This is a genomic window from Enterobacter sp. 301B, from assembly GCF_003850715.1.
Taxonomy (GTDB): Bacteria; Pseudomonadota; Gammaproteobacteria; order Enterobacterales; family Enterobacteriaceae; genus Enterobacter; species Enterobacter intestinihominis.
Window position 1 is genome coordinate 1 of record NZ_PQTC01000017.1, and the last position, 24,207, is coordinate 24,207.

22 protein-coding genes are annotated in these 24,207 nt (G+C 54.8%); 13 read left to right on the forward strand and 9 right to left on the reverse strand.

The window, feature by feature from the left end:
- The first annotated feature begins 116 nt into the window (after positions 1 to 116).
- Complete coding sequence (locus C3451_RS17555; RefSeq protein WP_240034215.1) at positions 117 to 464, forward strand: DUF4225 domain-containing protein; 348 nt, start codon at positions 117 to 119, stop codon at positions 462 to 464.
- Here C3451_RS17555 and C3451_RS17560 read toward each other — a convergent pair.
- The 3 genes from C3451_RS17560 to C3451_RS17570 form a co-directional block, all read right to left on the reverse strand.
- Positions 442 to 768: a hypothetical protein gene (locus C3451_RS17560; RefSeq protein ID WP_023298582.1), complete on the reverse strand. Its 327-nt coding sequence runs from the start codon at positions 766 to 768 to the stop codon at positions 442 to 444. The two genes, C3451_RS17555 and C3451_RS17560, sit on opposite strands and share 23 nt — an antisense overlap.
- Positions 769 to 1,169: 401 nt before the next feature.
- Complete coding sequence (locus C3451_RS17565; protein WP_124304360.1) at positions 1,170 to 2,957, reverse strand: hybrid sensor histidine kinase/response regulator; 1,788 nt, start codon at positions 2,955 to 2,957, stop codon at positions 1,170 to 1,172.
- The gene (locus C3451_RS17570) at positions 2,954 to 3,586 is read right to left on the reverse strand and encodes a response regulator transcription factor (protein ID WP_003862456.1); all 633 of its coding nucleotides are present in this window, start codon (positions 3,584 to 3,586) and stop codon (positions 2,954 to 2,956) included. Before C3451_RS17570 ends, C3451_RS17565 begins: the two co-directional genes overlap by 4 nt.
- Positions 3,587 to 3,761: 175 nt before the next feature.
- On the opposite strand from C3451_RS17570, the gene C3451_RS17575 reads away from it, so the two are divergent.
- Together C3451_RS17575 and C3451_RS17580 are read left to right on the forward strand one after the other, a co-directional pair.
- A complete protein-coding gene (locus C3451_RS17575) occupies positions 3,762 to 4,076 on the forward strand; it encodes a lipoprotein (RefSeq protein ID WP_003862457.1) in 315 nt (104 codons plus the stop codon).
- A 114-nt stretch (positions 4,077 to 4,190) separates the two neighbouring features.
- Entirely contained in the window at positions 4,191 to 7,208 is a 3,018-nt protein-coding gene (locus tag C3451_RS17580; RefSeq protein WP_045623042.1) for an autotransporter outer membrane beta-barrel domain-containing protein, read from the forward strand.
- A gap of 61 nt (positions 7,209 to 7,269) precedes the next feature.
- On the opposite strand, the gene C3451_RS17585 is transcribed toward C3451_RS17580, so the two are convergent.
- Entirely contained in the window at positions 7,270 to 7,797 is a 528-nt protein-coding gene (locus tag C3451_RS17585; RefSeq protein ID WP_045308383.1) for a LuxR C-terminal-related transcriptional regulator, read from the reverse strand.
- A 275-nt stretch (positions 7,798 to 8,072) separates the two neighbouring features.
- Between C3451_RS17585 and C3451_RS17590 the strand changes: the two genes are divergently transcribed.
- The 5 genes from C3451_RS17590 to pgaD all read left to right on the forward strand — a co-directional run bounded on the left by C3451_RS17590 (position 8,073) and on the right by pgaD (position 14,605).
- Entirely contained in the window at positions 8,073 to 8,345 is a 273-nt protein-coding gene (locus C3451_RS17590; RefSeq protein WP_124304361.1) for a hypothetical protein, read from the forward strand.
- A 120-nt stretch (positions 8,346 to 8,465) separates the two neighbouring features.
- Positions 8,466 to 10,904 (forward strand): poly-beta-1,6 N-acetyl-D-glucosamine export porin PgaA, encoded by a 2,439-nt coding sequence (pgaA, locus tag C3451_RS17595; protein WP_045623043.1) that lies wholly within the window; start codon positions 8,466 to 8,468, stop codon positions 10,902 to 10,904.
- Positions 10,905 to 10,912: 8 nt separating this feature from the next.
- Positions 10,913 to 12,850 carry a poly-beta-1,6-N-acetyl-D-glucosamine N-deacetylase PgaB gene (gene pgaB, locus C3451_RS17600; RefSeq protein ID WP_045623044.1) on the forward strand — a complete coding sequence of 646 codons (1,938 nt, stop codon included), beginning with the start codon at positions 10,913 to 10,915 and terminating at the stop codon, positions 12,848 to 12,850.
- A complete protein-coding gene (pgaC, locus tag C3451_RS17605) occupies positions 12,843 to 14,174 on the forward strand; it encodes a poly-beta-1,6-N-acetyl-D-glucosamine synthase (RefSeq protein ID WP_022649386.1) in 1,332 nt (443 codons plus the stop codon). Before pgaB ends, pgaC begins: the two co-directional genes overlap by 8 nt.
- Positions 14,171 to 14,605, forward strand: a complete 435-nt coding sequence (gene pgaD / locus C3451_RS17610; RefSeq protein ID WP_045623046.1) for a poly-beta-1,6-N-acetyl-D-glucosamine biosynthesis protein PgaD — start codon at positions 14,171 to 14,173, stop codon at positions 14,603 to 14,605. Before pgaC ends, pgaD begins: the two co-directional genes overlap by 4 nt.
- Positions 14,606 to 14,657: 52 nt before the next feature.
- Here pgaD and gss read toward each other — a convergent pair whose 3' ends face one another.
- Positions 14,658 to 16,520, reverse strand: coding sequence for a bifunctional glutathionylspermidine amidase/synthase (gene gss, locus C3451_RS17615; RefSeq protein WP_045623048.1), 1,863 nt, complete (start codon positions 16,518 to 16,520; stop codon positions 14,658 to 14,660).
- A gap of 183 nt (positions 16,521 to 16,703) precedes the next feature.
- Here gss and yghU point away from each other — a divergent pair, with 183 nt between their 5' ends.
- Together yghU and fucR are read left to right on the forward strand one after the other, a co-directional pair.
- Positions 16,704 to 17,570, forward strand: coding sequence for a glutathione-dependent disulfide-bond oxidoreductase (gene yghU, locus C3451_RS17620; RefSeq protein WP_023306934.1), 867 nt, complete (start codon positions 16,704 to 16,706; stop codon positions 17,568 to 17,570).
- A 76-nt stretch (positions 17,571 to 17,646) separates the two neighbouring features.
- Positions 17,647 to 18,396: an L-fucose operon activator gene (fucR, locus tag C3451_RS17625; protein WP_045623050.1), complete on the forward strand. Its 750-nt coding sequence runs from the start codon at positions 17,647 to 17,649 to the stop codon at positions 18,394 to 18,396.
- A gap of 2 nt (positions 18,397 to 18,398) precedes the next feature.
- Here fucR and C3451_RS17630 read toward each other — a convergent pair whose 3' ends face one another.
- Both C3451_RS17630 and yghX read right to left on the reverse strand, forming a co-directional pair.
- Positions 18,399 to 19,946: a methyl-accepting chemotaxis protein gene (locus C3451_RS17630; protein WP_124304362.1), complete on the reverse strand. Its 1,548-nt coding sequence runs from the start codon at positions 19,944 to 19,946 to the stop codon at positions 18,399 to 18,401.
- A gap of 113 nt (positions 19,947 to 20,059) precedes the next feature.
- Positions 20,060 to 20,947 carry a YghX family hydrolase gene (yghX, locus tag C3451_RS17635; protein ID WP_023306936.1) on the reverse strand — a complete coding sequence of 296 codons (888 nt, stop codon included), beginning with the start codon at positions 20,945 to 20,947 and terminating at the stop codon, positions 20,060 to 20,062.
- 82 nt (positions 20,948 to 21,029) lie between these two features.
- Here yghX and C3451_RS17640 point away from each other — a divergent pair, with 82 nt between their 5' ends.
- Entirely contained in the window at positions 21,030 to 22,070 is a 1,041-nt protein-coding gene (locus tag C3451_RS17640; protein WP_022649394.1) for an aldo/keto reductase, read from the forward strand.
- Positions 22,071 to 22,149: 79 nt separating this feature from the next.
- On the opposite strand, the gene C3451_RS17645 is transcribed toward C3451_RS17640, so the two are convergent.
- Both C3451_RS17645 and C3451_RS17650 read right to left on the reverse strand, forming a co-directional pair.
- Positions 22,150 to 22,638, reverse strand: coding sequence for a TIGR00645 family protein (locus C3451_RS17645; RefSeq protein WP_006811956.1), 489 nt, complete (start codon positions 22,636 to 22,638; stop codon positions 22,150 to 22,152).
- A gap of 43 nt (positions 22,639 to 22,681) precedes the next feature.
- Complete coding sequence (locus C3451_RS17650; protein ID WP_023298598.1) at positions 22,682 to 23,185, reverse strand: hypothetical protein; 504 nt, start codon at positions 23,183 to 23,185, stop codon at positions 22,682 to 22,684.
- Between the two features lie 102 nt (positions 23,186 to 23,287).
- Between C3451_RS17650 and C3451_RS17655 the strand changes: the two genes are divergently transcribed.
- Positions 23,288 to 23,692, forward strand: a complete 405-nt coding sequence (locus C3451_RS17655; RefSeq protein WP_023330187.1) for a hypothetical protein — start codon at positions 23,288 to 23,290, stop codon at positions 23,690 to 23,692.
- A complete protein-coding gene (locus tag C3451_RS17660) occupies positions 23,685 to 24,122 on the forward strand; it encodes a hypothetical protein (protein WP_023298600.1) in 438 nt (145 codons plus the stop codon). The genes C3451_RS17655 and C3451_RS17660 overlap by 8 nt, the downstream gene beginning before the upstream one ends.
- Positions 24,123 to 24,207: the final 85 nt, after the last annotated feature.

Genomic DNA, 24,207 nt, shown 5'->3' on the forward strand with positions numbered 1-24,207 from the left:
CGCGATCAACAACCTGTTTGACTGCTTCAGTTTTAAACTCTTCGGGATAACGCTTACCGCTCATGGGCACCTCTCTTTAAGCCATCTTAAATGACTCTGAGGTGTCTGTTAAACCCGTGGCGATTCACATCAGTAAAGAAGTGGCTCGCTACGCAACTAACAACACTACCAGTGAAGGGCTGGTCGCGAATGCCGCGATGTCTACAGCTGAGTTTATGGGCTTTAGTCGTGAGAATGGGTTAGGTGTCTACAAATCAATTTCACTGGCCGCTCATGCGTACACCATTTTTGGCTTGTTACGGCGACCTGGTACCTGGCGACTGTTTCGTTATCTCCCTGCTGACTATTACCGAAAGGTGAGCACACTGAGCCGCCCGCAGCTTACAATGAAAATAGCGGGTTATGGCGTGAAAGCTAAGATTATTTTTGATCTGTTGTCCGTCAGCGACCCGTCCCAGAATTAGTCAGCATTTTACGATAACGCCAGGATTTGTAGCCAAGTTTTGCTGGCGTTATATACCAGATGAAAGGTAGTACAATCAATAATGTGAGCGCAAGTGTCAGGCTTGTATCCTTGGATGCAAGTAAAAGAGTTAAAGCCAGTATGATGAAGGCAATAATAGTTATCCACTTCATAGCCTTAAAACGATTGGCCAGATCATGAGTTACGCTATCAAACGAACCACCGTAATTTTCAATATTGTTTTTTAACTTTTGAAGATCTCGTTTGCTAAAACCTGATTTTAAAAGTGCCTCTTCGCTGGTCATTCTATTATCCGTCCCATAACTCACTGAAACCTGTGACGAAGTTTAACTTAATTTTGCGGATAAATCGCTACCTGACGATATTCGTCAAATTTATATATATCAACGAGTTGAAGATATCTTAGAGTATACGCTCGAAAACTGACATTATTGCCCACTGCGGAACTTCGCTGGTAGCAACTCTAATGACTCCTTCGGGGCCGTTTCCAACATCTCCCGCCCTGCCCGGTAGAAGCAACATGCAGATCACCACAGGAGGCTGAATCATGCACGATGAAATCATTAATCAGGCCCGTGAAATCCTCCCTCAGCGGCTCAACCATAACGACACATTGGCATCACAGCAGGACACCGCGTACTATCTGGCCCTACAGTGAAGCGCAATGCTGCTATTATCTATTCCCCTATCCACGACACCCTGACCATTGCGTCAGCAGCGCATGCAGTTTAGCCGGCTCCAGAGGCTTGCGCAGCACCAGATACCCTTCCTGCTCCGCCTCCAGCAGAACCGGTGAATTAAATTCGCCGCTGACTATGGCGCCGCTCATATCCGGCAGACGGTCAAAAAGCGCTTTCAGGATATCGAAGCCGCTTTCGCCGGATCGCAGACGCTGGTCGCACAGCACGGCGAACGGCGTAAAGCCGTCGTCGATTATGGCAAACGCTTCTTCAGCCGAGGCCGCACAGCGTACGTCGATTCCCCAGACGCTCATCAGGCTCTCCCAGGCAGACGTCACCAGCGGGTCGTCATCGACGACCAGGCAGGAACCGTGCAGCGGGGCATAGCGTACCGGCGTGGCGGTGTTGTCAGCGGCGGGCGGGATATCCAGGGCGCTATCTTCGCCAGCATATTGGGTGAAGCGCATCCAGAAGCGTGAGCCTTTACCTTCAATGGATTGCATCCCGTATTTCACCTTCATCAGCTTGGCACAACGGGCCACTACGGCCAGTCCCAGCCCGTGTCCGGCGCTGTCGATCTTCCATGCCAGCTCGGGGCGGTAGTAAGGTGAGAAGATTTTGCCCTTCTCTTCATCGGCGATACCGACTCCCGTGTCCCACACCTCCACCATACACTCGTCACCGCGCGGTCGGATGGCGACCAGCACCCCGCCCTGGAGCGTGTAACGAAGGGCGTTTTGAATCAGGTTAATCAGGGACTGTCGTACCAGCAGCGAATCGCCCATCACGTAGATACGGCGTTTAGGCCGCCGGATGCACAGCCTAAGCGCGCGGCTGTTGGCCTCTTCGCGAAACAGCGTGATGACCGAGTCGAGCAGAGCACCGATATCCACTTTGGTCGGGACAGAGAGGACATTCCCGGATTCTATTTTGCTGAGATCGAGCAGAGAGTTGAGCATTAAATGTACCGAGCGAACGCTCTGCTGCAGGTCAAGAAGCTGTGGCGTCAGGCTGTCGTCCCGGTTTCGGTGGAGGATGGCTTCGATCAGAAAGCCCATAGCGTGTACGGGCTGGCGCAGATCGTGGCTGGCGGTGGTCAGAAACTGATTTTTATCCAGCAGTGCCTGCTCCGCGTCCTCTTTGGCCTGACGAAACTGTTCCGCCAGGCGTGAGCTTTTTTCCTCAAGCAGTGCCTGCTGAATAAAGAACGCATGGGAAGTTAACGCATGGCGGTAAATTGCGAAGCCGTAAAGCAGATTCAGCATGAGCACGATGAACATCAACTCATCCAGCCGCCAGATAATACCGAGGTTCAGCACCCCCCAGGAGGCGAAGAAAAAGCGCGTAAAGGTGCTGATGACCGGCGTCAGATGCGTCGCATTGGCGGCGACGATAGCGGCGATGCTGATATTAAGTAACAGGAAAAAGTCAAAATTCTGCGTCTGTGGAGTAATTAAATAGAGCGAAGAAATGCCCAGCCCGTGAATAAAGGCGATATTATTAATACGCGGAAGCCAGCGTCGCAGGACGTCCCTATCACCGTTTTCTTTCGCTTCACGCTGATAGCGTCGGTGCAATAGTCTTATCGCCATGGCACATAGCAGATAAATAATTATCCAGATAATCGTTGGGCCGAGGTCGTCCCCAAGCATATAAATCCAGATGGCGAAAGGAATACCCACAAAGGGCACCGCACTAAAGCTAAATACCAGCCGCAGAAAGGTGTTGTTTAGCAAACGGATCTGCGCCGGAGCAGAGATACCTTCGTTTTGTAAGCTCTGGAAAAACCTCATTCCGACGGTTCCTGCTTGCCGTGCAGAAGCGTGATGGCTTCGACCCGGCTGTTAACACCTATCTTTTTCAATATATTGCTGATGTGTTCTTTGACCGTGGGCTCAGAAATTGAAAGCTGTGCGGCGATTCGTTTATTTGGCAGGCCGCGCATAATCATATTTAATACGTCTATTTGTCGCGGCGTTAAGTTAAATTTACTTAACTTCTCATTATTTGCCTTAACGGAAATTTCGTTTCCCTCAGGAAACCAGGTCTGATTATCAGTGAGTGCGAAAACGGCCCGCGAGAACATCTCAGGTGGCTCGCTTTTCAATACAAAACCGTGTCCCCCGGCGGCATTAACTTTGCGCCAGATGTCATTATTGTCATCCCCGCTGACCACCAGGAGTCGTACCTGTGGGTAAAGTTGTTTTACTTCTTTGAGTAATTTCAGGGCCGTTCCGGAAGAGAGCCAAAAATCGATTACCAGCAAACGTGGCGGGCCATGATCCCTAATTTGGCGGTAGCAATCATCCTCATTCGTCACCACACACGCCTGTTTAAACTGGCAATGTGTAATCAGAAAATTGGCGATGCCGCTTGCTACCAATGGATGGTCATCAACGACTAACGCATAATTCTGTCCCAAAGGAGCCTCCTTTTACCTTCGCATATCTTAGAGTACAGATGAATTATTATCTACCCACCCTACTTTAGGAGGGTTTTTTCGATTAGGAAAGAGAAATATATTATTCGCTGATTTGGGTAAAAGAAAACATAAATACAATCAGTGAAATTAACTGGTTGGATATCAAGGATAATTTATGAAAAAACCACTAATCGTTTTAACCGTTACGTTGATGCTAGCCGGTTGTTCCACGTTGAAAACCGATCAGGCTATTCCACTCCTGCAAGCGGAGACCGCTAAAATGCTGGGACTGGGCTCATCGGATGAAATAACCGTGACCAACGTTAATGGCGCCCAGCCGGACGCACTGGGAGGACAAAAACTGTCTTATCGCGCCACGACAGAAAAAGGGCGTATTTTCGATTGTTCATCAATGATGATGCCGGGGATTTTAGGATCCGCACCGACGCTAAGCGCGCCAACCTGTACACCTGTTGTCACACATAAATAATTAACGCCGCATCAAAAGGCGTACATAAATAACGCCTTTTACATTTTCTGACGTATCTGAGTTTTCATAAAAACGATTTTCCAGACATCACGCTAATGAGTACGGAGATAGCCCGTGAATAACTCTACATCGCATGCTTTAGCGGTTAAGACGCCGCTTTCCAGACTTTACCTCGCTCTATTTTCCGCGCCGCTGTTACTGTTTTTACCTGCCGATATCGCGCGTGCAGCCGATGCCTTTTTTGATGGCGACTCGCGTATTACCGAAACGCTGGGTTACACCGGAGATGTTTATGTTGGACGTAATCAACGCGGAAACCTGCTGATCGATAATGGCAAAATCACCGCCTATAACATCAATATCGGTCGGCTGTTCGACGGCAAAATTTATGAAAGCGTGGTCACGGTCCGTGGGCCAGACGCTGAGCTTAACGCGGTGAACGATCGGTACGTCCTGCGCGGCGACCTGAATCTTGGCCTCGGCACCCTGCGAGTCGAAGAGGGCGCGCTGGCGAGCGCAAAGGAGATCGTTGTCGGCACCACCCGGGGCTACGACAGCCACCTTATCGCCACGGGTGCCGGCTCTCGCGTGACCAGTAATTTTCTGAGCGTAGGCACCGATCTGGGCGCACGCTCCACGCTGGCAATTGAGGACGGCGCGGCGCTCAATACCGCCTACGATGCGCGCATCGGGAATGGTACCGGGCCGGGTGAAACCGACACGCTGAGCCCGAAAGCCACCGTCACGGGGAGTGGCTCACAGTGGAACGTTGGCCGTACGTTGACGCTTTATGGCGACCTGGACGTACTGAACGGCGGAGCGGTTAACGTTGACGGCGTGCAGGTGGCGGGCGTCTCCGGCGCAGGGAAAACCGCCGAATTGGTTATTGCGGGCAAGGACTCGCGCTTTACCAGCGGCAGCAGCGTGAGCGTGGGCGATTACGGCAATGGCGTGCTGTCTGTGATTGACGGCGGTTCATTTTCCGCTGGCAGCAATGCGCTGATCGTGGGGACATCGGGTTCCGGCTCGAACCGGGGTGCGCTCATCATCGGCAGCCGCGGCAATATGGACACCGGCACGGGTTTAACTGAGCCAACGCCTGGCACGGCGGGCGGCGCAGGTACCCTCGATGCGAAGACGGCAATCAGCCTGCGTGGCGGACTGTTCGGCAGCTATGTCTACTTCAACCATACCGACGGAAATTACATCTTCAGCAACACGATGAGCGGTGAAGGTGATGTGATCAACACCTCCGGGCAAACGACGCTGAACGGCGATCTTTCCGCACTCAAGGCGAACGTAACCGCGCGGGGCGGTAAAGTTATCATTGCCAGCAATATTAATACCCAGCCAGAAGACGATATTTTTGATGTTCAGACCCTTAGCGCCGAGAACGGCGGTACGCTAATCCTCAACGCGACGGCGGGTTCAGACGTCAGCGACGGGGTCGGTTACAGCAGCGCCGCGTCAATCAAGTCCGGCGGCACGCTGGGCGGCAACGGCACGCTGGGCCAGACCGAGATCCTGTCCGGCGGGCATATCTCGCCGGGCGACGGCAATATCGGTACGTTGACGCTGAAACGCTATCTGAACTTTATCGGCGAATCCTTCTATGACGTGGATATCGCGGGCGATGGCAGCAGCGACCAGCTACTGGTATCGGGCAAAACCACCATCAGCGATCGGGCTAAGGTACAGGTCACCGCGCTGGATCCGCAAACCAGCTATAAAACGGGCCAAAGCTACCGCATTTTGACCTCCGACGGGGGAATTGACGGTGAGTTCGCCGGAGCGATTTCCAAATCCGCCTTCCTGGACGTGGCGCTTGAGCAAAGCACCAACGCCGTCGATCTGACCATCGCGCAGAAAGAGACCGGAGGCGAAAATCCTGGGGGCGAGAACCCGGGCGGTGAGAATCCCGGTGGCGAAAATCCTGGCGGTGAAAACCCCGGAGGTGAAAACCCGGGCGGTGAGAACCCGGGTGGAGAAAACCCGGGCAGCGGCAAGCCGGGCATTTTCCAGACCGTGGCCCAAAGCAGCAACCAGTGGAATACCGCTGGCGCGCTCTCCACGCTGACGCAAAGCGGCCCGTCGCTGGCGCTGTATAACTCGCTGCTTCTGCTGAGCGCGCCGGAAGCGCGCGAGGCGTTCAACCAGCTGTCTGGTGAAGTTTATCCATCAATGCAGTCCAACCTGATCGCTGGCAGCACGCAGGTGTTTAACGTGTTAAACCAGCGTATGCAGCGCGCGTTTGATAACGACAGCCTGCCGATCCCACCGTTAGCCATGTCGCTGGTGCAGCAGCCGGAGCCGCAAAACAATGGCGTCTGGGGCCAGACCTTCAGCTCCTGGAGCCGAAACAGCGGCGACGGTAACGTGGGCAAGCTGGACGGCAACACCACCGGCTTCCTGCTGGGGGCAGATCGCAAGCTGGCGGACCATAACGTGCGTGTCGGCGGCTACTTCGGCTACAGCCGGGGTGATTACGACGTCGACAGCCGTCGCTCCTCAACGGATACCGACAACTATCACCTTGGCCTGTATGCGGCGGGTCAACAGGATGCGTTCTCCCTTCGCGGCGCGCTGGGTTACACCTGGCACAAGATCGAGGGCGAGCGCAATGTTGATTTCAGCGGCTTCTCGGATCGGCTGAAGTCAGATTACGACGCTAACTCGCTGCTGGCGTTTACCGAAGCGGGCTACCGTTTCGGCCAGCCAGACAGGAATATTGAGCCGTTCGTCAATTTATCGTACATCCGGCTGCATACCGACAGCTTCAGGGAAGACGGCGGTGCCGCTGCGCTGAGCGTCCGTAACGAAACGATGAACACCTTCTATTCCACACTCGGGGTGCGCGGTGTGACCGAGCTGCCGAAGAACGTTAACCTCTACGGTTCGCTGGGATGGCAGCACGCTTATGGCGATAAAAATACCTCTTCGCGCATGGCGTTTGCGGGCAGCGACGCGTTCATTACTCAGGGGCAAGCCGTGGATGAGGACGTAATGGTGGGTGATATCGGCGTGAGCGTACAGCTGTCGCGTGCTGCGACGCTGGATGTGGGTTACCAGGGACAATATGGTGCGGATACCCGCGTCAACTCTGTTAACGCCAATCTGCGCTGGTCGTTCTGAATTATTTCCATTAAAAGAACCCGCCCTCGTGGCGGGTTTGTGCTTTTGGCTTCTGACGAAGCTAGGGATCGTTCCCAGCCGCGTCCAGCAGTTTGTTTTTGAAGATAAACAAACACGCCTCGTTGAAGTTCCCTGCCCCTAACCGCTCCGATAGCGCCGTTCGCTTGCGATAGAGGCTTTTAACCGACATATTCAGCTTATCTGCAATCTCTTCCATTGACCTCCCTGCCTTCAGCAACCGGAGCATTATCGCTTCATGTCTACTCAGCCGTAAGTTAAGCAGCCATTTGGTTGTCAGACGCCAGCCTTTCATATCAAGCACCAGATTGAATAACGACGCCATATCCGGAGGCGTAAGCGACGTGTTCATAAACAGCTTCATACTGTGCAGATCCTCCTCTCGAGGGCGCATATCCAGCATAACGCAGCAGATGGTTTTTCTCGTTCTGGCCGGATGGCGTATCAGGTAATCATATAAACGGAGCGGCGTACGGCTATCAATCAGTACAGTATATTCATTTGCGTCGGTATCAAATATGTTTCTGTCTATCGAACAGAGGCAAATTATATCCGGGAAAAATAGCCGCATCCCCCTGACAAGGAAACAATCCTGAGTCACTAACACTATTGAAGTCGCCACTAATCATCCCTTTTAGATTAAAGCAAGCCCGCCTCTTAAGAAACAAGGACGCTTTCGTTTATAGCGCTTTACATTAACGGCAAATGTTTTCTGGCTTTGATCATCCCTCAATATGACATTGGTGAGCTAGACTTTTTGCAGACTATCACTCAATGCCTGTCGTTAATTATAAATAAAAAAGAATTTCAGAAAAGTCACTTCTCTGAACATTAAGAATTTTTGTCATGAAACTTCCCAAACATGTACCAGAAAGTACTTTAATTAACTCAGCAGAACTTCATTTCAAATATAAAAAAACTGCAAACAGCAAAAGAAAAAACATTCAATATCAATCAGTTAAAAAGAACAATCCTGCACTGAATTATCTAAAAAACTTACTTCTTCCAGAATTATCTCAAAACCTCCCAGCCGCTTTTCAACTTATTTATCCCCCAACACATCGGGTGTACATTAAGTCCAATCAGACCACTGAGATGAGGGCGCATAATTACCTTTAAGTAAGTACCCCATAACGTAGCATCATTCAGATTTAATGTTCTCCTTTATGCCCTTTAACGCAGAGTTAAAAGGCGGCCGTGTTATGCAATGGATTCACGATAAACAAATGGCAAATAGATATGGAAAGATCGCTTAGCTTCACTACGTTATTCTTTTATCGCACCACAATATTATTGTTCCTGCTTTTACTCTTTCCTGTTCTGGTTCAGGCTGATGAATCCGTTTATGAGCATCAGATACAACAGGCACGTAACGGTAATTACGCTCTGTTTCTTGATTACCTACAGCGCTATGAGCAACAGCATGCTTTAACACCTGGACAGGTTGCGGACTGGTTACAGGTAGCCTCCTGGGCAGGACGCGATGATGAGGTTATTCGAGTCTGGCAGCGTTATGGTATTTATATGCCGCTGCCCGCTCGCGCCATCGCTGCTGTCGCCCAGTCCAGAAGAAACCAAAAAGCCTGGCCATCCGCCTTATCGCTGTGGAAAGAGGCGCTCAGCCTTGCGCCGGATAACGACGATTACCGCATCGGCTATGTTAAGACCCTGGCCGATGCCCGCAGAGATCGCCTCGCGCTTTCGAAAGCCCGGCAGCTGGTTAAGGACGATCCTTCTCCCGCGCACCTTGAGACGCTCTCCTATGTCTGGATGCGCCAGGGAAAAAACGGGGACCGGCTGCTGGCGGACATGCGCGCGCTAAACGCCGCACCAGGGAATAACGCCCTTCTTCGCGAGACGATCGATGCGTTAACGGATAACCGGGTAAGCACACCCGCACTCTGGCTGTCGCAAAGCGCAGCGATGTCCCCCGCGGAGCGTCGCCGCCTTGAGCGTAACGCCGCGGCTGAAAAGGTACGCCTGGCGGATGTGCCTGGCAGAACGGAGAAAGAGCGCCTGCGGCTGGCACAAAACGCATTAGATCGCTATCACGCCCTGCTTTCCCGCTGGCAAAACGAACCGCAGGCGGCTGAAGACGTCATCCTTGCCCGTATCGATCGGCTTGGCGCGCTGTATGCGAAGGGTGATTACCGGCAGGTCATTAGCGAATACGAGGCGCTGACGACCGCCCAGCATCCGGTGCCGGACTGGGCCATCGGCTGGGTGATCTCTGCATATTTGCAGGAGAAAAATGCCGTCGCCGCCTTCTCGCTTGTGCAACGCTATCCACACTACGCCTCCGATCCGCAGGACGAGGAACATGCGCTTTTCTACGCCTGGCTGGATACGGGGCAGTATCAGACCGCCCGCCGCTACGTTGAGCGCGAGACCCGCAGCGTTCCCTGGACCCGCTACGATTTCGGGTCCCCGACCGCTCAGCCGAACGATCGGTGGCTCACCGGACAGTCACTCAAACTTAACTATTTGCTGGCGACCAACGCCCTGCCGGAGGCCGAAAAGCTGTCGTATCGTCTGGCATCAACGGCGCCGGGAAATCAGGGGTTACAGATTGATTATGCCGCCCTGCTTCAGGCCAGGGGCCTGCCGCGCGCGGCCGAGCAAAAGCTTAAACGAGCAGAGGCGCTCGAACCCACGAATCTGGAGCTTGAAAAACAGCAGGCTTACGTCGCAATGGACCTTCAGGAGTGGCGCCAGATGGATTTACTGGCTGATGACGTAATTGCTCGCGCCCCCGCCGATCGCAGCGCCCGTCGCCTGGACAGGCTCAGAGCGGTCCACCATATGTCAGAGCTGCGTCTGAACGCGGGTAAAGGATTGCATTCAGATAACCTCGTCAGCGGTAGCCACGACATGAGCTGGGACGCCACGCTCTATGGCCCACCCGTGGCGGATAACTGGCGGCTATTTGCTGGCGCCCGCTATGCACAGGGGAATTTCGACGAAGGTAAAGGCATCAGCCGCCACCTGTTGGGCGGCGTTGAGTGGCGCCCACGTGACCTCACGCTCGAAGCCGAGCTCTCCAGCAACCGCTATCACGGCACAAACAGGCCGGGTGCACGGCTCTCAACAACCTACAGCCTGAGTGATAACTGGCAGGTCAGCGGTAGCCTCGAGCGCTTATCACGCGCGACACCCTTACGGGCATTACGCAATGGGATCAGTGCCAACCGGGGTGAAGGTGGGGTGCGCTGGTATCAAAACGAGCGACGTGAATACCAGTTCAACGCCGCCGTCAGCCGCTTCTCAGACCACAACCGCCGTCAGGAATACACCCTCTCTGGGAAAGAGCGTCTCTGGCAGACCCCGACCCTGACGCTGGATCTCGAACCGGGGATCGCCGCCAGTAAAAACAGCCTGCGGAATACGCTCTATTACAACCCGGCACGGGATCTGTCCGTGACGGCAGCCCTGTCCGTTGACCATGAGATGTACCGCCACTACGACACCCTCTGGAGCCAGCAGTTCGTGGCAGGCGGCGGCAGCTACTGGCAGAAAAATCAGTCGCCTGGCGCCATTACCCTGCTGGGTTACGGGCAACGCATTCAGTGGAACAACGTTGTCGATACTGGCGTGATGCTGAACTGGGATAAACGCCCTTACGACGGCAAACGCGAGAGTAATCTCTCCGTCACGTTAGATGCGACTTTACGCTTTTAAGGATGAATATGCTGAATACACGTTTTTCTGTAAGCCTGATCGTCATCGGCTGGCTCTGCCTCAGCGCGAGTCTCTGCGCGCAGCCGCTCTCCTTTATGGCTCCTGAAGAGAGGCCGCAGCTGGAGGCCAGCAAACCCTGGCCGGAGAATCAGTTTCTGGTCCTGGCCTACCACGACGTCGAAGATGATGCTGCCGATCAGCGCTACCTCTCCGTTCGCACCAGCGCGTTAAACGAGCAGATAAGTTGGCTTTTGCACAACGGCTATCACGCCATCAGCGTGCAGGACATTGTGGATGCGCATGAAGGAAAAAAAGCGCTGCCGCCGAAAGCCGTTTTGCTCAGCTTCGACGACGGCTACAGCAGTTTTTACACCCGGGTCTGGCCCCTGCTTCAGGCCTGGAACGTTCCTGCGCTGTGGGCGCCGGTGGGCAGCTGGGTGGATACGCCGGCAAATCAAAAAGTTAACTTCGGCGGTCTGATGACGCCCCGCGATCGGTTCGCGACATGGGACATGGTGCGCGAGCTCAGCCGCTCCCCGCTGGTTGAAATCGGCTCGCATACCTGGGCCTCGCATTACGGCATCCCGGCCAACCCGCAGGGAAGCCGTGAACCCGCTATCGCCAACCGTTTTTTCGATAACGCGACGGGGCATTACGAAACCGATGAACACTTCAACCAGCGGATCGCCGCAGACGTACGGAAAGTCACCGAAAAAATCACCCAGGTGACGGGAAAAGCGCCGCGTGCCTGGGTGTGGCCCTATGGGGCTGCCAACGGTACATCGCTCGCTATCGCCCAGAAACAGGGCTATCAGCTGGCCTTTACCCTGGAGGACGGGCTGGCAAACGTGCGCGACCTCGGCAACATCCCGCGCCTGCTGATTGCCGGAAATCCGTCGATAAAAACCTTTGCCAACACGGTTAGCCGCGTTCAGGAGTTTGACCCGGTGCGCGTCATGCATGTTGATCTCGATTATGTCTACGATCCCGATCCGGCCCAGCAGACGAAAAACATCAACAAACTCGTCCAGCGGGTCTACGACATGAAAATCAGCCATGTGTTTCTCCAGGCGTTTTCGGATCCGCGGGGCGACGGCAGGATCGGCGCGCTCTATTTCCCCAACCGCCGGCTTCCGGTCCGGGCCGATCTCTTTAATTTTGTCGCCTGGCAGCTACAAACCCGCGCGGGAGTGAAAGTCTTTGCGTGGATGCCGGTCCTCTCTTTCGATCTCAGTCCAGCCCTGCCGCGCGTGCAGCGCCGGGATCGTCAAACGGGAGAGTTGACCGTGGCCGCCGAGCCCTATATCCGGCTCTCCCCCTGGAGTCCGCAGGTTCGCCAGCAGGTGACGGAGATCTATGAAGATCTGGCCCGCTATGCCAGCTTCAACGGGATCTTGTTCCATGACGACGCGGTGCTGACGGACGTTGACGATGCCGGGCAGAAGACGACGCGCCAGAAAAGCCAGCAGCTTATCGGCTTTACCCGCACCCTGAGCCAGGCGGTGAAAAACATCCGTGGCCCGCAGATCAAGACCGCGCGCAATATGTTCGCCCTCCCCATTCTGCAGCCCGAAAGCGAAGCGTGGTTTGCGCAAAATCTGGATGATTTTCTGGCGGCCTACGACTGGACGGTGCCGATGGCAATGCCACTGATGGAGTCCGTCCCGGCAGAAGAGAGCAATGCCTGGCTGACGCGTTTAGTCAACGCCGTCGCCGCACGCCCCGGCGCGCTGAATAAAACGATTTTTGAGCTACAGGCCAGGGACTGGGCGCAGAAACCGCAGCGTGCCGTAGCCGATGAACGTCTGGTGGGGTGGATGCAGGTGCTCCAGCTGAACGGCATCAAAAATTACGGTTATTACCCCGACGACTTCCTCAACAACCAACCTGATATTTCGCGTATCAGGCCTGAATTTTCTTCGTACTGGTATCCTGACAATGACTGATCGCATTATCGCCTTCTCTATTTTGTGTCTGGTATTCGGGTTGCCGTTAGGCGTAGCCGCGCTGTTTACCGGCGAACTGATTCTGGACTTTGTCTTTTTCTGGCCGCTGTTTATGTCCGTGCTCTGGGTAACCGGCGGCCTCTATTTCTGGTTTCAGCTTGAACGGCACTGGTCGTGGGATAACGCAACACCCGCGCCCGCCTTAGCCGGCGAACCGTTAATCTCGATTCTTATTCCCTGCTTTAATGAGGAACGCAACGCACGGGAGACCATTAGCGCCGCGCTGGGTCAGCGGTACTGGAATGTTGAGGTTATCGCCATCAACGACGGCTCTTCGGACAATACCGCGCAGGTGCTGCATCAACTGGCGCAGGAGCAGCCGCGCCTGCGGGTGATTAATCTCGCGGAGAATCAGGGGAAAGCCGTGGCGCTCAAGGCTGGTGCGGCGGCGGCCCGGGGCGATCTGCTGGTCTGCATTGACGGCGACGCCCTGCTCGATCGCGATACGGCCGCGTATCTGGTGGCACCGCTGATTCAGTATCCCCACGTTGGGGCCGTCACCGGAAATCCGCGTATTCGCACGCGCTCAACGCTGATTGGTCGTATTCAGGTGGGCGAGTTTTCTTCCATTATTGGTCTTATCAAGCGAACGCAGCGGATCTATGGCCGGGTCTTTACGGTTTCCGGCGTCATCGCCGCCTTTCGCCGACAGGCGCTGGCGGATGTCGGGTACTGGAGCCCGGATATGATCACAGAGGACATTGACATAAGCTGGAAGCTTCAGCTGCGCCACTGGGATATTTTTTTCGAGCCGCGGGCGCTGTGCTGGATCCTGATGCCGGAGACGCTCAAGGGGCTGTGGAAACAGCGTCTGCGCTGGGCTCAGGGCGGTGCAGAGGTGTTTCTGGTTAACCTGCGCAAAATGGCCCGCTGGGAGCATCATCGGATGTGGCCCCTGTTTCTCGAGTACGCGCTGTCAACGCTGTGGGCGTTTGCCTATGGAGCGACCGTGGTGTTGTTCATTCTTAGCCATATTATCCCTCTTCCCGCGAACCTGGCCGTTGCGAGTCTGTTTCCCCCGGCGTTTACCGGGCTGCTGCTGGGGGTGATGTGCCTGCTGCAATTCCTCGTCAGTTTGTATATCGAGCGGCGCTACGAGCGGAAAGTGGCAGGCTCGCTGTTCTGGGTGATTTGGTTCCCGATGGTGTACTGGATGATTGGCCTGTTTACCACCCTCGTGGCATTTCCGAAAGTCATGCTTAAACGTAAACGCGCCCGCGCGCGCTGGATCAGTCCGGACCGGGGAAAAGGGAGCATTCAATGAACGAGAATACGTTAATTTTGACTGAACATCGGCTGGCACCGCGTCTTTTCGATGCCGCATTAACGCTGATAGCCTGGGGAGGATTCCTGTTTTTCCTGTATGCCAGGCTGTGGATGCAGTTAACCGAGGCGAGCGATCACCGCTGGAGCATGATTATCGCCTCCTTTAATACAGTGCTGGTTTATCTGCTGATTGCCGCGTTCAACGGCTGGCTGCTGATCCTGTGGTATCAGTACAATCGCCGCCGCGCGCATGTGAGGCGGCGTCATCCGCAAATGTTGCGCCATGACGAGCTTGCCCAAAGTTTTAACGTCACGCCGCAAATTATGTCTGAGATGAGCCAGTACAACCTGCTGACGGTCTATCATGACCAGATCGGCCGGATCATTGATCTGAAGATCAGCGAGCAGCAGGTCGAGGAAGAAGAGTAAGAAAAAGCCCCCGCAGGTTATCCGGCGGGGGCTTTTTTGTCGCGGGTATGAATTAGTTATCCTTCACCACAATCAGCGGTTCAATATCGCTCTCTTTCTTCACCACCAGCGAGTCATCCCCACGCAGACAGGTTCCGCCATAGTTTCCGCCCACGGTAAAGGTGCAGACCTGTATGTATCTGCCGTCAACCTTTGGCAGGCACCATAGCTGCTGGTAGATATTTTTGCGGTCAACAAACTTGCCGCTGGACTGGTCCAGCAGTTGATCCTGGGCGCCGATCAGATCGATATTGCTCCCGCAGCGTCCGGCTATCGGTTTAACGGCATAGCCTGTCCGTTTCAGCAGCGCATTCACCTCAAAATCGGTATCCAGCAGGTAACGGTGGTTCGGGAACAGCTGCCACAGCACCGGCAGGATCGCCTTGTTACCTGGGATCACCGTCCACAGCGGTTCAAAGACCAGCACTTCCGGGCGCAGCAGGACGTCAATCAGGCGCACTTCACCTTGCGGGTGACCGGTACGGATGGGCACGGCGGCGTACTCGGTTTCGCTCACCTCGCGGATCTGCTCGATCGCCGTTTCCCACGCCCAGGTTTTCCATACGCAGTTGACGTGACGGCCTTCATCATCAATCAGTTGCCCGGCGGCATCCCAGCTCAGCGCGCCCAGTCCATGCAGGATTTTGGTTTCAAACCCGGCCTGGATCAGCGAGCGCTGAATAAAGAGCGCGTGGTAATCCTCTTCGATATCGTTGTCCTGCATAATATGGACGAACGGCCGCGCGTGGCTGTGCTTCCAGGCGCCGGTCAGCTCCTCCAGCAAGCCTTCCGCCGGATTGTGGCCGGTGCCGCGATAGCCGTTTTTCACCCACTCTTCAAGAATCAGCCCGCCCTCGGTATGGCAGGAGGCGGAATCCGCGTTGTACTCGTAAACCTTAATGCCGCGCTCATCCATGCAGAAATCCATACGACCGGTGATCATATGGTGACGACGCCACTGCCAGGAGAGGCGCAGACGCGGCCAGAGAATTTTCGGGATGTCGAAAAGCGCGAGTAAGCTGTCGTCTTTCAGCACCTTGTCGGTGGCATGAAGGTACATCAGGTGCAGTTCGTTGGTGGCTTTGATCAGCTCCTGCTCGGCACTTTCGGTAATGGTGAAGTACTGGCAGGGATCGTTGTTAATAACGTGGCCGTTCGCGCGAACGTACGCCTGTTGCAGGGCGTCGTTTTCATTGAGCCATTTTCCGTCGAACTGACGGTTGTTCTTCAACCGCGCGCCGCTGATTTTCAGCAGCTCACCGTCGATCTCCGGCTGAGGAATACTGTGTTCCGTCTCCTCCGTCTGGATCATCCAGCCGAGGATCTCGGTATCGCTGAACGTATCATGAAGCGTATAGCAACCGTTCTCAACGCTCAGACGCAGCTCGCGCGTCCACTGCTGCCCCATCGGTAGCGGAGAGTGAATAACGTTCTGCTCGGCAATGCGCACTTTGTCGTCCAGCAACTGGGTGATGACGGCGACGTGGCCGGTCTCTTGAAACTCACCGCCCTTTTGCCAGATGAGCAGCGCACCGGCCTGCGGCGCGCGTTTTGAGCCATTAGCAAAGGCCTGTAGCGGCAGGATGTTGTCATTCACCACCTGGCGTAAAAAACGCAGGGAGAAGATCTCCCACGCCATCCCGACGTCGGTAAAGACAAACCCGTGGTTGAGAAACAGGAAACGGCGCGCAAACTCAACGCACTGCCATTTATGGCCCATGTATTCGTTGCCGATATAGCTGCGGAATTCCGCGTCTTCCGGGTAGTGCCGCGGATCGAGACTGCCGTAATTTGAAGAGTAAATCGCCACGCCACCCGGCGCATAACCTAATAACGTCCCGAAGGGTGCGTCACTGCTTAACGTTCCTTTACGCATGTGTCCAACCTAAAACAGGCAGGCGGCAATTTTTTTGTGGGGTTGTCGTCGTCTGCACGTTGTAATTAACTGACAGAGGTGGCGTTATCATACACCCGCCCTGCCCATTACGCTCGCATCGTTAAACGGTTCCCCTATCTCCTGCTACACTGCCTCAACACAACACCAAAAAGGCAGGCCAACATGTCAGATAACACCTATCAGCCACCGAAAGTGTGGGAATGGAAACAGAATAACGGCGGCGCGTTCGCCAATATCAACCGTCCCGTCTCGGGCGCTACGCACGAGAAAGAGCTGCCTGTGGGCGAGCACCCGCTCCAGCTGTACTCTCTGGGTACGCCGAATGGACAGAAAGTTACCATCATGCTGGAAGAGCTGCTGGCGCTGGGCGTGACGGGCGCGGAATACGACGCATGGTTAATCCGCATCGGTGAGGGCGATCAGTTCTCCAGCGGTTTTGTCGACGTGAACCCGAACTCGAAGATCCCGGCACTGCGTGACCACTCTACCACCCCGCCGACGCGCGTCTTTGAATCCGGCAATATCCTGCTCTATCTGGCCGAGAAATTTGGTCACTTCCTGCCAAAAGATCCGGCAGGACGTACGGAAACCCTGAACTGGCTGTTCTGGTTACAGGGCGCGGCCCCGTTCCTCGGCGGCGGTTTTGGCCACTTCTATAACTACGCGCCGGTGAAGATTGAGTACGCTATCGATCGCTTCACCATGGAAGCTAAACGCCTGTTCGACGTGCTGGACAAGCAGCTGGGGCGCGGTCGTTATGTAGCGGGTGAGGAATATACCATTGCGGATATGGCAGTCTGGCCGTGGTTTGGCTGCGTGGCGCTGGGCAGCGTTTACAACGCCGCCGAATTCCTCGACGCCGGGAAGTACACCAACGTGCAGCGCTGGGCAAAAGATGTGGCGAATCGCCCGGCCGTTAAACGCGGGCGCATTGTTAACCGCACCAACGGCGAGCTGAACGAGCAGCTGCATGAGCGCCATTCAGCGAGCGACTTCGATACCCAGACGGAAGATAAACGTCAGGATTGACCCATGACCGGGCGGTTCGCCGCCCCTCTTCTGCGATGAGAAAAATGAGTCAGCACGCGTGCGCAAGGATCCTCGAATGTCAGACCAGACGCTAAAAGCGACCCGACAGCAGAGCATCATCACCCTGCTGAGTAAAAGTGACTGGCTGACCACTGATGCCCTGGCTGAAAAGCTCTCCGTCAGCAAAGAGACGATCCGCCGGGATCTGAAGTCGTTACAGCAGCAGGGGAAACTTCTGCGCCAGCACGGGCGTGCGCGTCTGATTCACCCGGACAGCCGCGACAGCGGTGAACCCTTTGGCGCACGCCTGAAAAGCCATTATGCCGACAAAGCCGATATTGCCCGACACGCGCTGGGCTGGATCAGCGAAGGGATGACCATCGCCCTCGACGCCAGCTCGACCTGCTTTCATCTGGCGCGCCAGCTTCCGGATATCGAACTCACCGTGTTTACCAATAGCCTGCCTGTCTGCCACGAGATGGCGAAGCGCGAGCGGATCACGCTTATCTGCTCCGGCGGAACGCTTGAGCGTAAGTATCGCTGCTATGTTAATCCGGCGCTGGTGACGCAGCTAAAAGGGCTGGAGATCGATCTGTTCATCTTCTCGTGTGAAGGGGTCGATGAGCATGGCGTCCTCTGGGATCCATCCGAGCACAACGCGGGCTTTAAGGCGCTGCTGTTAAACCGCGCCAGCCAGTCGCTGCTGCTGATAGACAAAAGTAAATTTATGCGGGCAAGCGAAGTGAAAATTGGTCAGCTGTCGCAGGTGACACAGATTATTCAGAGCGATAAACGTCAGGCCGCCAGAGACGGCCTGACACGATGAGGTTACGCGGTGAGACGGAACTTCTGCACTGAGCGCTGGAGTTCTTCGGTCTGCCGTTCCAGTGCGGCGGCGGCGGCGGAAACCTGCTCCACCAGCGAGGCGTTCTGCTGGGTCACGCCGTCCATCTGCGTGATGGCAACGCCGACCTGAGAAATACCTTTGCTCTGCTCCTCTGACGCGGTGGCGATCTGCTTCATAATGACGTTCACCTCCGTCACGTCGCGCAGGATAGCTTCCATCGTCGTGCCGGTATCGTTCACCAGCTGCGCCCCCTGCTCCACGCGGGCAACGGAATCCGCAATCAGCCCTTCGATCTCTTTTGCCGCATTCGCGCTGCGGCTGGCCAGATTACGCACCTCACCCGCCACGACCGCAAAGCCGCGCCCCTGCTCCCCGGCCCGAGCCGCTTCCACCGCGGCGTTCAGCGCCAGAATATTGGTCTGGAAGGCGATGCTGTTGATAACGGTAGTGATTTCAGCAATTTTCTTCGAGCTGTCCGAAATGCCGCTCATGGTCGTGACCTCATCATCTACCAGCGACCCGCCGCGGCTGGCCGTACTGGAGGCGACATCCGCAAGCTGGCTGGCCTGGCGCGCGCTTTCGGCGTTCAGCTTCACCGTTGCGGTAAGCTGTTCCATGCTGGCCGCGGTCTCTTCCAGCGCAGCGGCCTGCTCTTCGGTACGCGAAGAGAGATCGTTATTCCCGCTGGAGATCTCCGTTGCCCCGCGCCAGATATTCTCGCTGCCGGAACGAATCGTGCTGACCGCCTCCCGCAGGCTGTCCTGCATGGCGCTTAGCAGCGGAACCAGTTGCCCCACGCAGTTGCGGCCAATAGGCTCAATCGGCTGGCTGAGATCGCCCTGCGCAATCTGGCGGAACTGCTGACGGATACGCTCCAGCGGTTTTACCAGCAGCGCCACCAGGTAGCGGTCGGTGAACAGCAGGATCAGCAGACCCACGATCGTGGCGGTGATAATCACCGTCCGGGTCATGCTGGTCAGGCTGTCGACCACAACGCGCGTACTGTCGAGCGCCTTCACCGCAGAATTGTTAAAGTTCTCAACCGCGGCGCCAAACGCGCGGCTTAGCGGCGGCGTAACATTGTTGGCATGCTGACGATAGCCTTCGAGCGTCGCCTGCTTTGCCTGCACCATCTGAGGCGTAACGCCCCGATCGAGCAGCGCCTGCCAGGTGGAAATCACCTGCGCAGAGACCTTTTCATCCATCGGGCCCGGGGAGATAGCCTTCATCTCTTCCAGCTTTTTACTCATGTTATCCAGCGCCTGCTGAGCAGGAGCCAGGTCCGGCGTGCCGCCCGCTGCTTTAGCTTCCATCGCCCGGCTCAGGCGGGTGACGAAACGGAAATACTGATCGTTGCCCTGGCTCAGCACCGTCATTTGCCTGACCAGCTGGCGGTCAACGTCATTACCATCAGAAACACGAGACAGAGACCAGGTGCTGTAAAGCCCCACGCCTGCCCACATGACACAAAAGATCCCCAGTACCGTCAGCATGACGAAACGGATGGTGAAATTACGAAGCATCTTCATTGAGTATTCCTTGCCGTGAGGGTGAATTCGCCCAGAGGCGAGTACTACCCTCGTTATCGGCAGGGACAGGGGAAAAGATAACCCTTTGTGATGATTTATTTAAGCAGGGCTTATCATTCCAGATATTTTTTAAACCAGCTTAACGTTCTCGACCAGGCCAGCTCGGCTGCGGGCTGGTCATAGCGTGGGGTAGAATCGTTGTGAAATCCATGGTTTACGCCGGGGTAGATATACGCTTCATAAACCTTATTATTTGATTTCAGCGCGGCTTCATAGGCAGGCCAGCCCTCGTTAATATTTTTGTCCAGCTCGGCATAATGAAGCAGGAGCGGCGCGCTAATTTTTGGCACATCCTCCACCCGCGGCTGACGACCATAGAAGGGCACCGCACAGTCGAGTTCCGGATACGCTACGGCGGCGGCATTCGATACGCCGCCGCCGTAGCAAAAACCGGTAATCCCCACCTTACCGGTGGCTTCCGGATGATTTTTCATAAACTCTATGGCGGCAAAAAAGTCGTTCATCAGCCTTGTCGGGTCGACCTTCTGCTGCAAAACCTTTCCTTCGTCGTCGTTGCCGGGGTATCCCCCCACCGAGCTCAGGCCGTCGGGAGCCAGCGCGATATACCCCGCTTTCGCCACGCGTCGTGCCACGTCTTCAATATACGGATTCAGCCCCCGGTTCTCATGCACGACCACTACCGCGGGCGTTTTCGCGGTGGCTTTGGCCGGCTTCACCAGGTAACCGCGCACTTCGCCGTGACCATTGGGCGAGGGATAAGTGATGTATTCCGGAAGAATATCGGGATCGGTGAATTTAACCTGCTCCGCGAGGGCGTAGTTGGGTTTAAGCATATTAAACAGCATCAGCGCCGTTACGCCGCCTGCGGCATAGCGCGCCGCGAGATTCAGAAATTCGCGTTTGCTGATTTTACCGTGGGCGTAATAGTCATAGTAATCAAGCAGCTCTTGCGGAAAATCTTTGGCAGTCAGGCGCGTCATCGCTTATCTCCATGATTTATGATTTGATAAGCTTAGAATAAAAACGCTGTTTCGAAAATTCACCGATAAGAAAGGAGACATCATGTCCTGGCACCCTTACACCGGCCGATACGAAAACATGCAGTACCGATACTGCGGCAAAAGCGGCCTGCGCTTACCGGCGCTGTCGCTGGGTCTGTGGCACAGCTTTGGCCACATTCAGGCGCTCGATTCCCAGCGCGCGCTGCTGCGTAAGGCCTTCGATCTCGGCATTACCCATTTTGACCTTGCCAACAACTACGGCCCCCCTCCAGGCAGCGCTGAAGAAAATTTTGGCCGCCTGCTGCGAGAAGATTTTGCCGGGTATCGCGACGAGCTGATCATCTCCACCAAAGCGGGCTACGACATGTGGCCAGGACCGTATGGTTCGGGTGGTTCACGTAAGTATCTGCTCGCCAGCCTCGACCAGAGCCTGAAACGCATGGGCGTGGAGTATGTGGATATTTTCTATTCTCACCGCGTAGACGAAAACACGCCGATGGAAGAGACCGCCGCCGCGTTGGCACACGCGGTGCAGAGCGGAAAAGCGCTGTACGTCGGCATTTCGTCCTACTCCACGGAACGCACGACGGTGATGGCCGAATTGCTGCGCGAGTGGAAGATCCCGCTTTTGATCCACCAGCCGTCTTACAACCTGCTTAACCGCTGGGTCGACAAGACTGGTCTGCTGGACGCGCTGGAGAAAAACGGAACGGGCTGTATCGCCTTTACCCCGCTGGCGCAGGGCCTGCTGACCGGGAAATACCTGAACGGTATTCCGGACGGTTCACGTATGCAGCGCGAAGGGAAAAAAGTGCGCGGCCTGACGGAGAAAATGCTGACCGAAGCCAACCTGAGCAGCCTTCGTCTGCTGAACGAGATGGCGCACGCGCGCGGGCAGACGATGGCGCAGATGGCGCTAAGCTGGCTGTTGAAAGATACACGTGTAACGTCAGTGCTCATCGGCGCGAGCCGCCCGGAGCAACTGGAAGAGAACGTTCAGGCGCTGAATAACCTGTGCTTTACCGAAGATGAACTGACGCGGATTGACCAGCACGTGGCGGATGGTGAGCTGAATTTGTGGCAGGCGTCGTCGGATAAATAAATAGTGCGGTCCGATGCTTTCGCCCCTCACCCTGCCCTCTCCCCTCTGGGGAGAGGGCAGGGTGAGGGGCGCTGTAAATTTATTTCTTACTGATCTTATCCAGATATCCCATTACAAACGCCGACAGTACAAACGTCAGGTGGATAATCACATACCACATCAGCTTATTATCCGGGACGTTTTTAGCATCCATAAAGACACGTAACAGGTGAATAGACGAAATCGCCACAATCGACGCCGCGACTTTATTTTTCAGCGATGAGGCGTCCATTTTCCCCAGCCAGTTGAGCTTTTCTTTGTGCTCGGCGATATCAAGCTGAGAGACGAAATTCTCATAACCGGAGAACATCACCATCACCAGTAATCCTCCTACCAGCGTCATATCCACCAGCGACAGCAGAACCAGAATCAAATCGGCTTCTGCCACGGAGAAAATGTTTGGCAGGACGTGGAATATCTCCTGGAAGAACTTGATCGTCAGGGCGACCAGCGCCAGAGAGAGACCAAAATAGACGGGTGCGAGCAGCCAGCGAGAGGCATACATTGCGTTTTCAAAGAAGCGTTCCATAAAATCCTGTCTGCAAACGAAACCAGCGCTCAGTATATCTCAACTATACCTCGTTGGGATCCACATCCGGACGCGCATACTCCGGCCAGACCAGTGCGACCAGTTCCGGGTAGGCTTCCAGGCTAAACTCGCGAAAACACTGGCGCAGATTTAATACGTCTAAATCGGAATACGACACCTTCTCGCCATTCAGACAGCGCTTTTTGATATTGTCGTAATATTTATAGACCGCCGAATTAAGGTCGCTACAGCGGCGCTGCGCGTCGAACAGGCCGGGCGTATCATTAATTTCGGCCATTTTCATTCGCTTAATTGTCGCATGGAGAAAATCGATATATTCGTGATTCACCCGCCAGTACCAGACTGGCGTCACGGCGTTCATCAAGACGGAGAAATGATCTTCCCCCTCCTCTTTGGACATCAATTCAGGCTGCGGTGGTTCACTGGCGTCATTTGACACTTTCGTTTTATTGAACTCTTGCATCAATAAAAGCACGCCAGCGGTCAGTAATAGTAACGTTACGACCGTGAAGAAAATGCTGTTCATGGGTAGGCTCCATTTTTTTTGATTTTAAAATCGCCTCATGATATTGTCAACGAATCTCACCCTTTTTCCAACCCCACCCTTTTGAAATTAAAGGAAATTAAAATGCTGCCCGACAATCTTGTCCCGGCAAAGTACCACATTACGCCTGTGGAACAGCCTTCGACGGAAGCAGATAAAGAGGCGAATTTCACTCAAGGAAAAAGAAAACTCTCCGACTATGAAGCCGATATATTAATTGGTGTTTCACGCACCGGCAAATCCCGTAATATGGTGCTGGAAGAACACGATCGCCATTTAAAAGAACGGTTATTTCGTGCCATCAAGATTGAAGCCTTAGTTCATCTGCTGAATGATTTACAGGCCGAAGGGGAAATAGATGCCCAGGCTCTAAGTCAAATAATGGCCGAGAAAACACAGCAAATAAATGAAGCTGGCAATGAAATTTGGCTTAACTTAATTACGCGTGAAAAAAGCAATCCCATTTTTTATAACCTGGGGGATGATTAACGTGAATGATGATAGCGGTAATAACGTTTATTTGACTTTAGATGATAAGAAAAGCGATGAATTTATCTTAAAGCAGAATCTCGACGCCCTGAAAAAGATAAAAAATGACGAGATGACGCGAATAACGCAGGACTTGGTTTCGATTCCGGCCACGCTGGTGCGCCTGAAATGGCAGAACCGTCGGGAAATTTATGCCTTGCAGGCCAAAGAGGAGATTTACGGCGCGGTGATGAACGCCATTATTGAGCTGCGCCCTGAGCTTAAAGAGAAGATCCTTGGGCGACTGGAGACGAACTATCAGTACCTGCTGGCACGCGAGACAGCCACCCTGCGCCTGACCCGTAAACTCTCGGAAGGCAACTATCGCACATCAAACGTCACCTGCGTGGCGCTCGATGAAGAGGCGTCAACAACATCTTCTAACTGCTGACAACATGGTTCGCCCGGCGGCGCTAGCCTGAGATTGTAGGCCGGGTAAGGCGAAGCCGCCACCCGGCACGGAAGGCGGCTTCGCC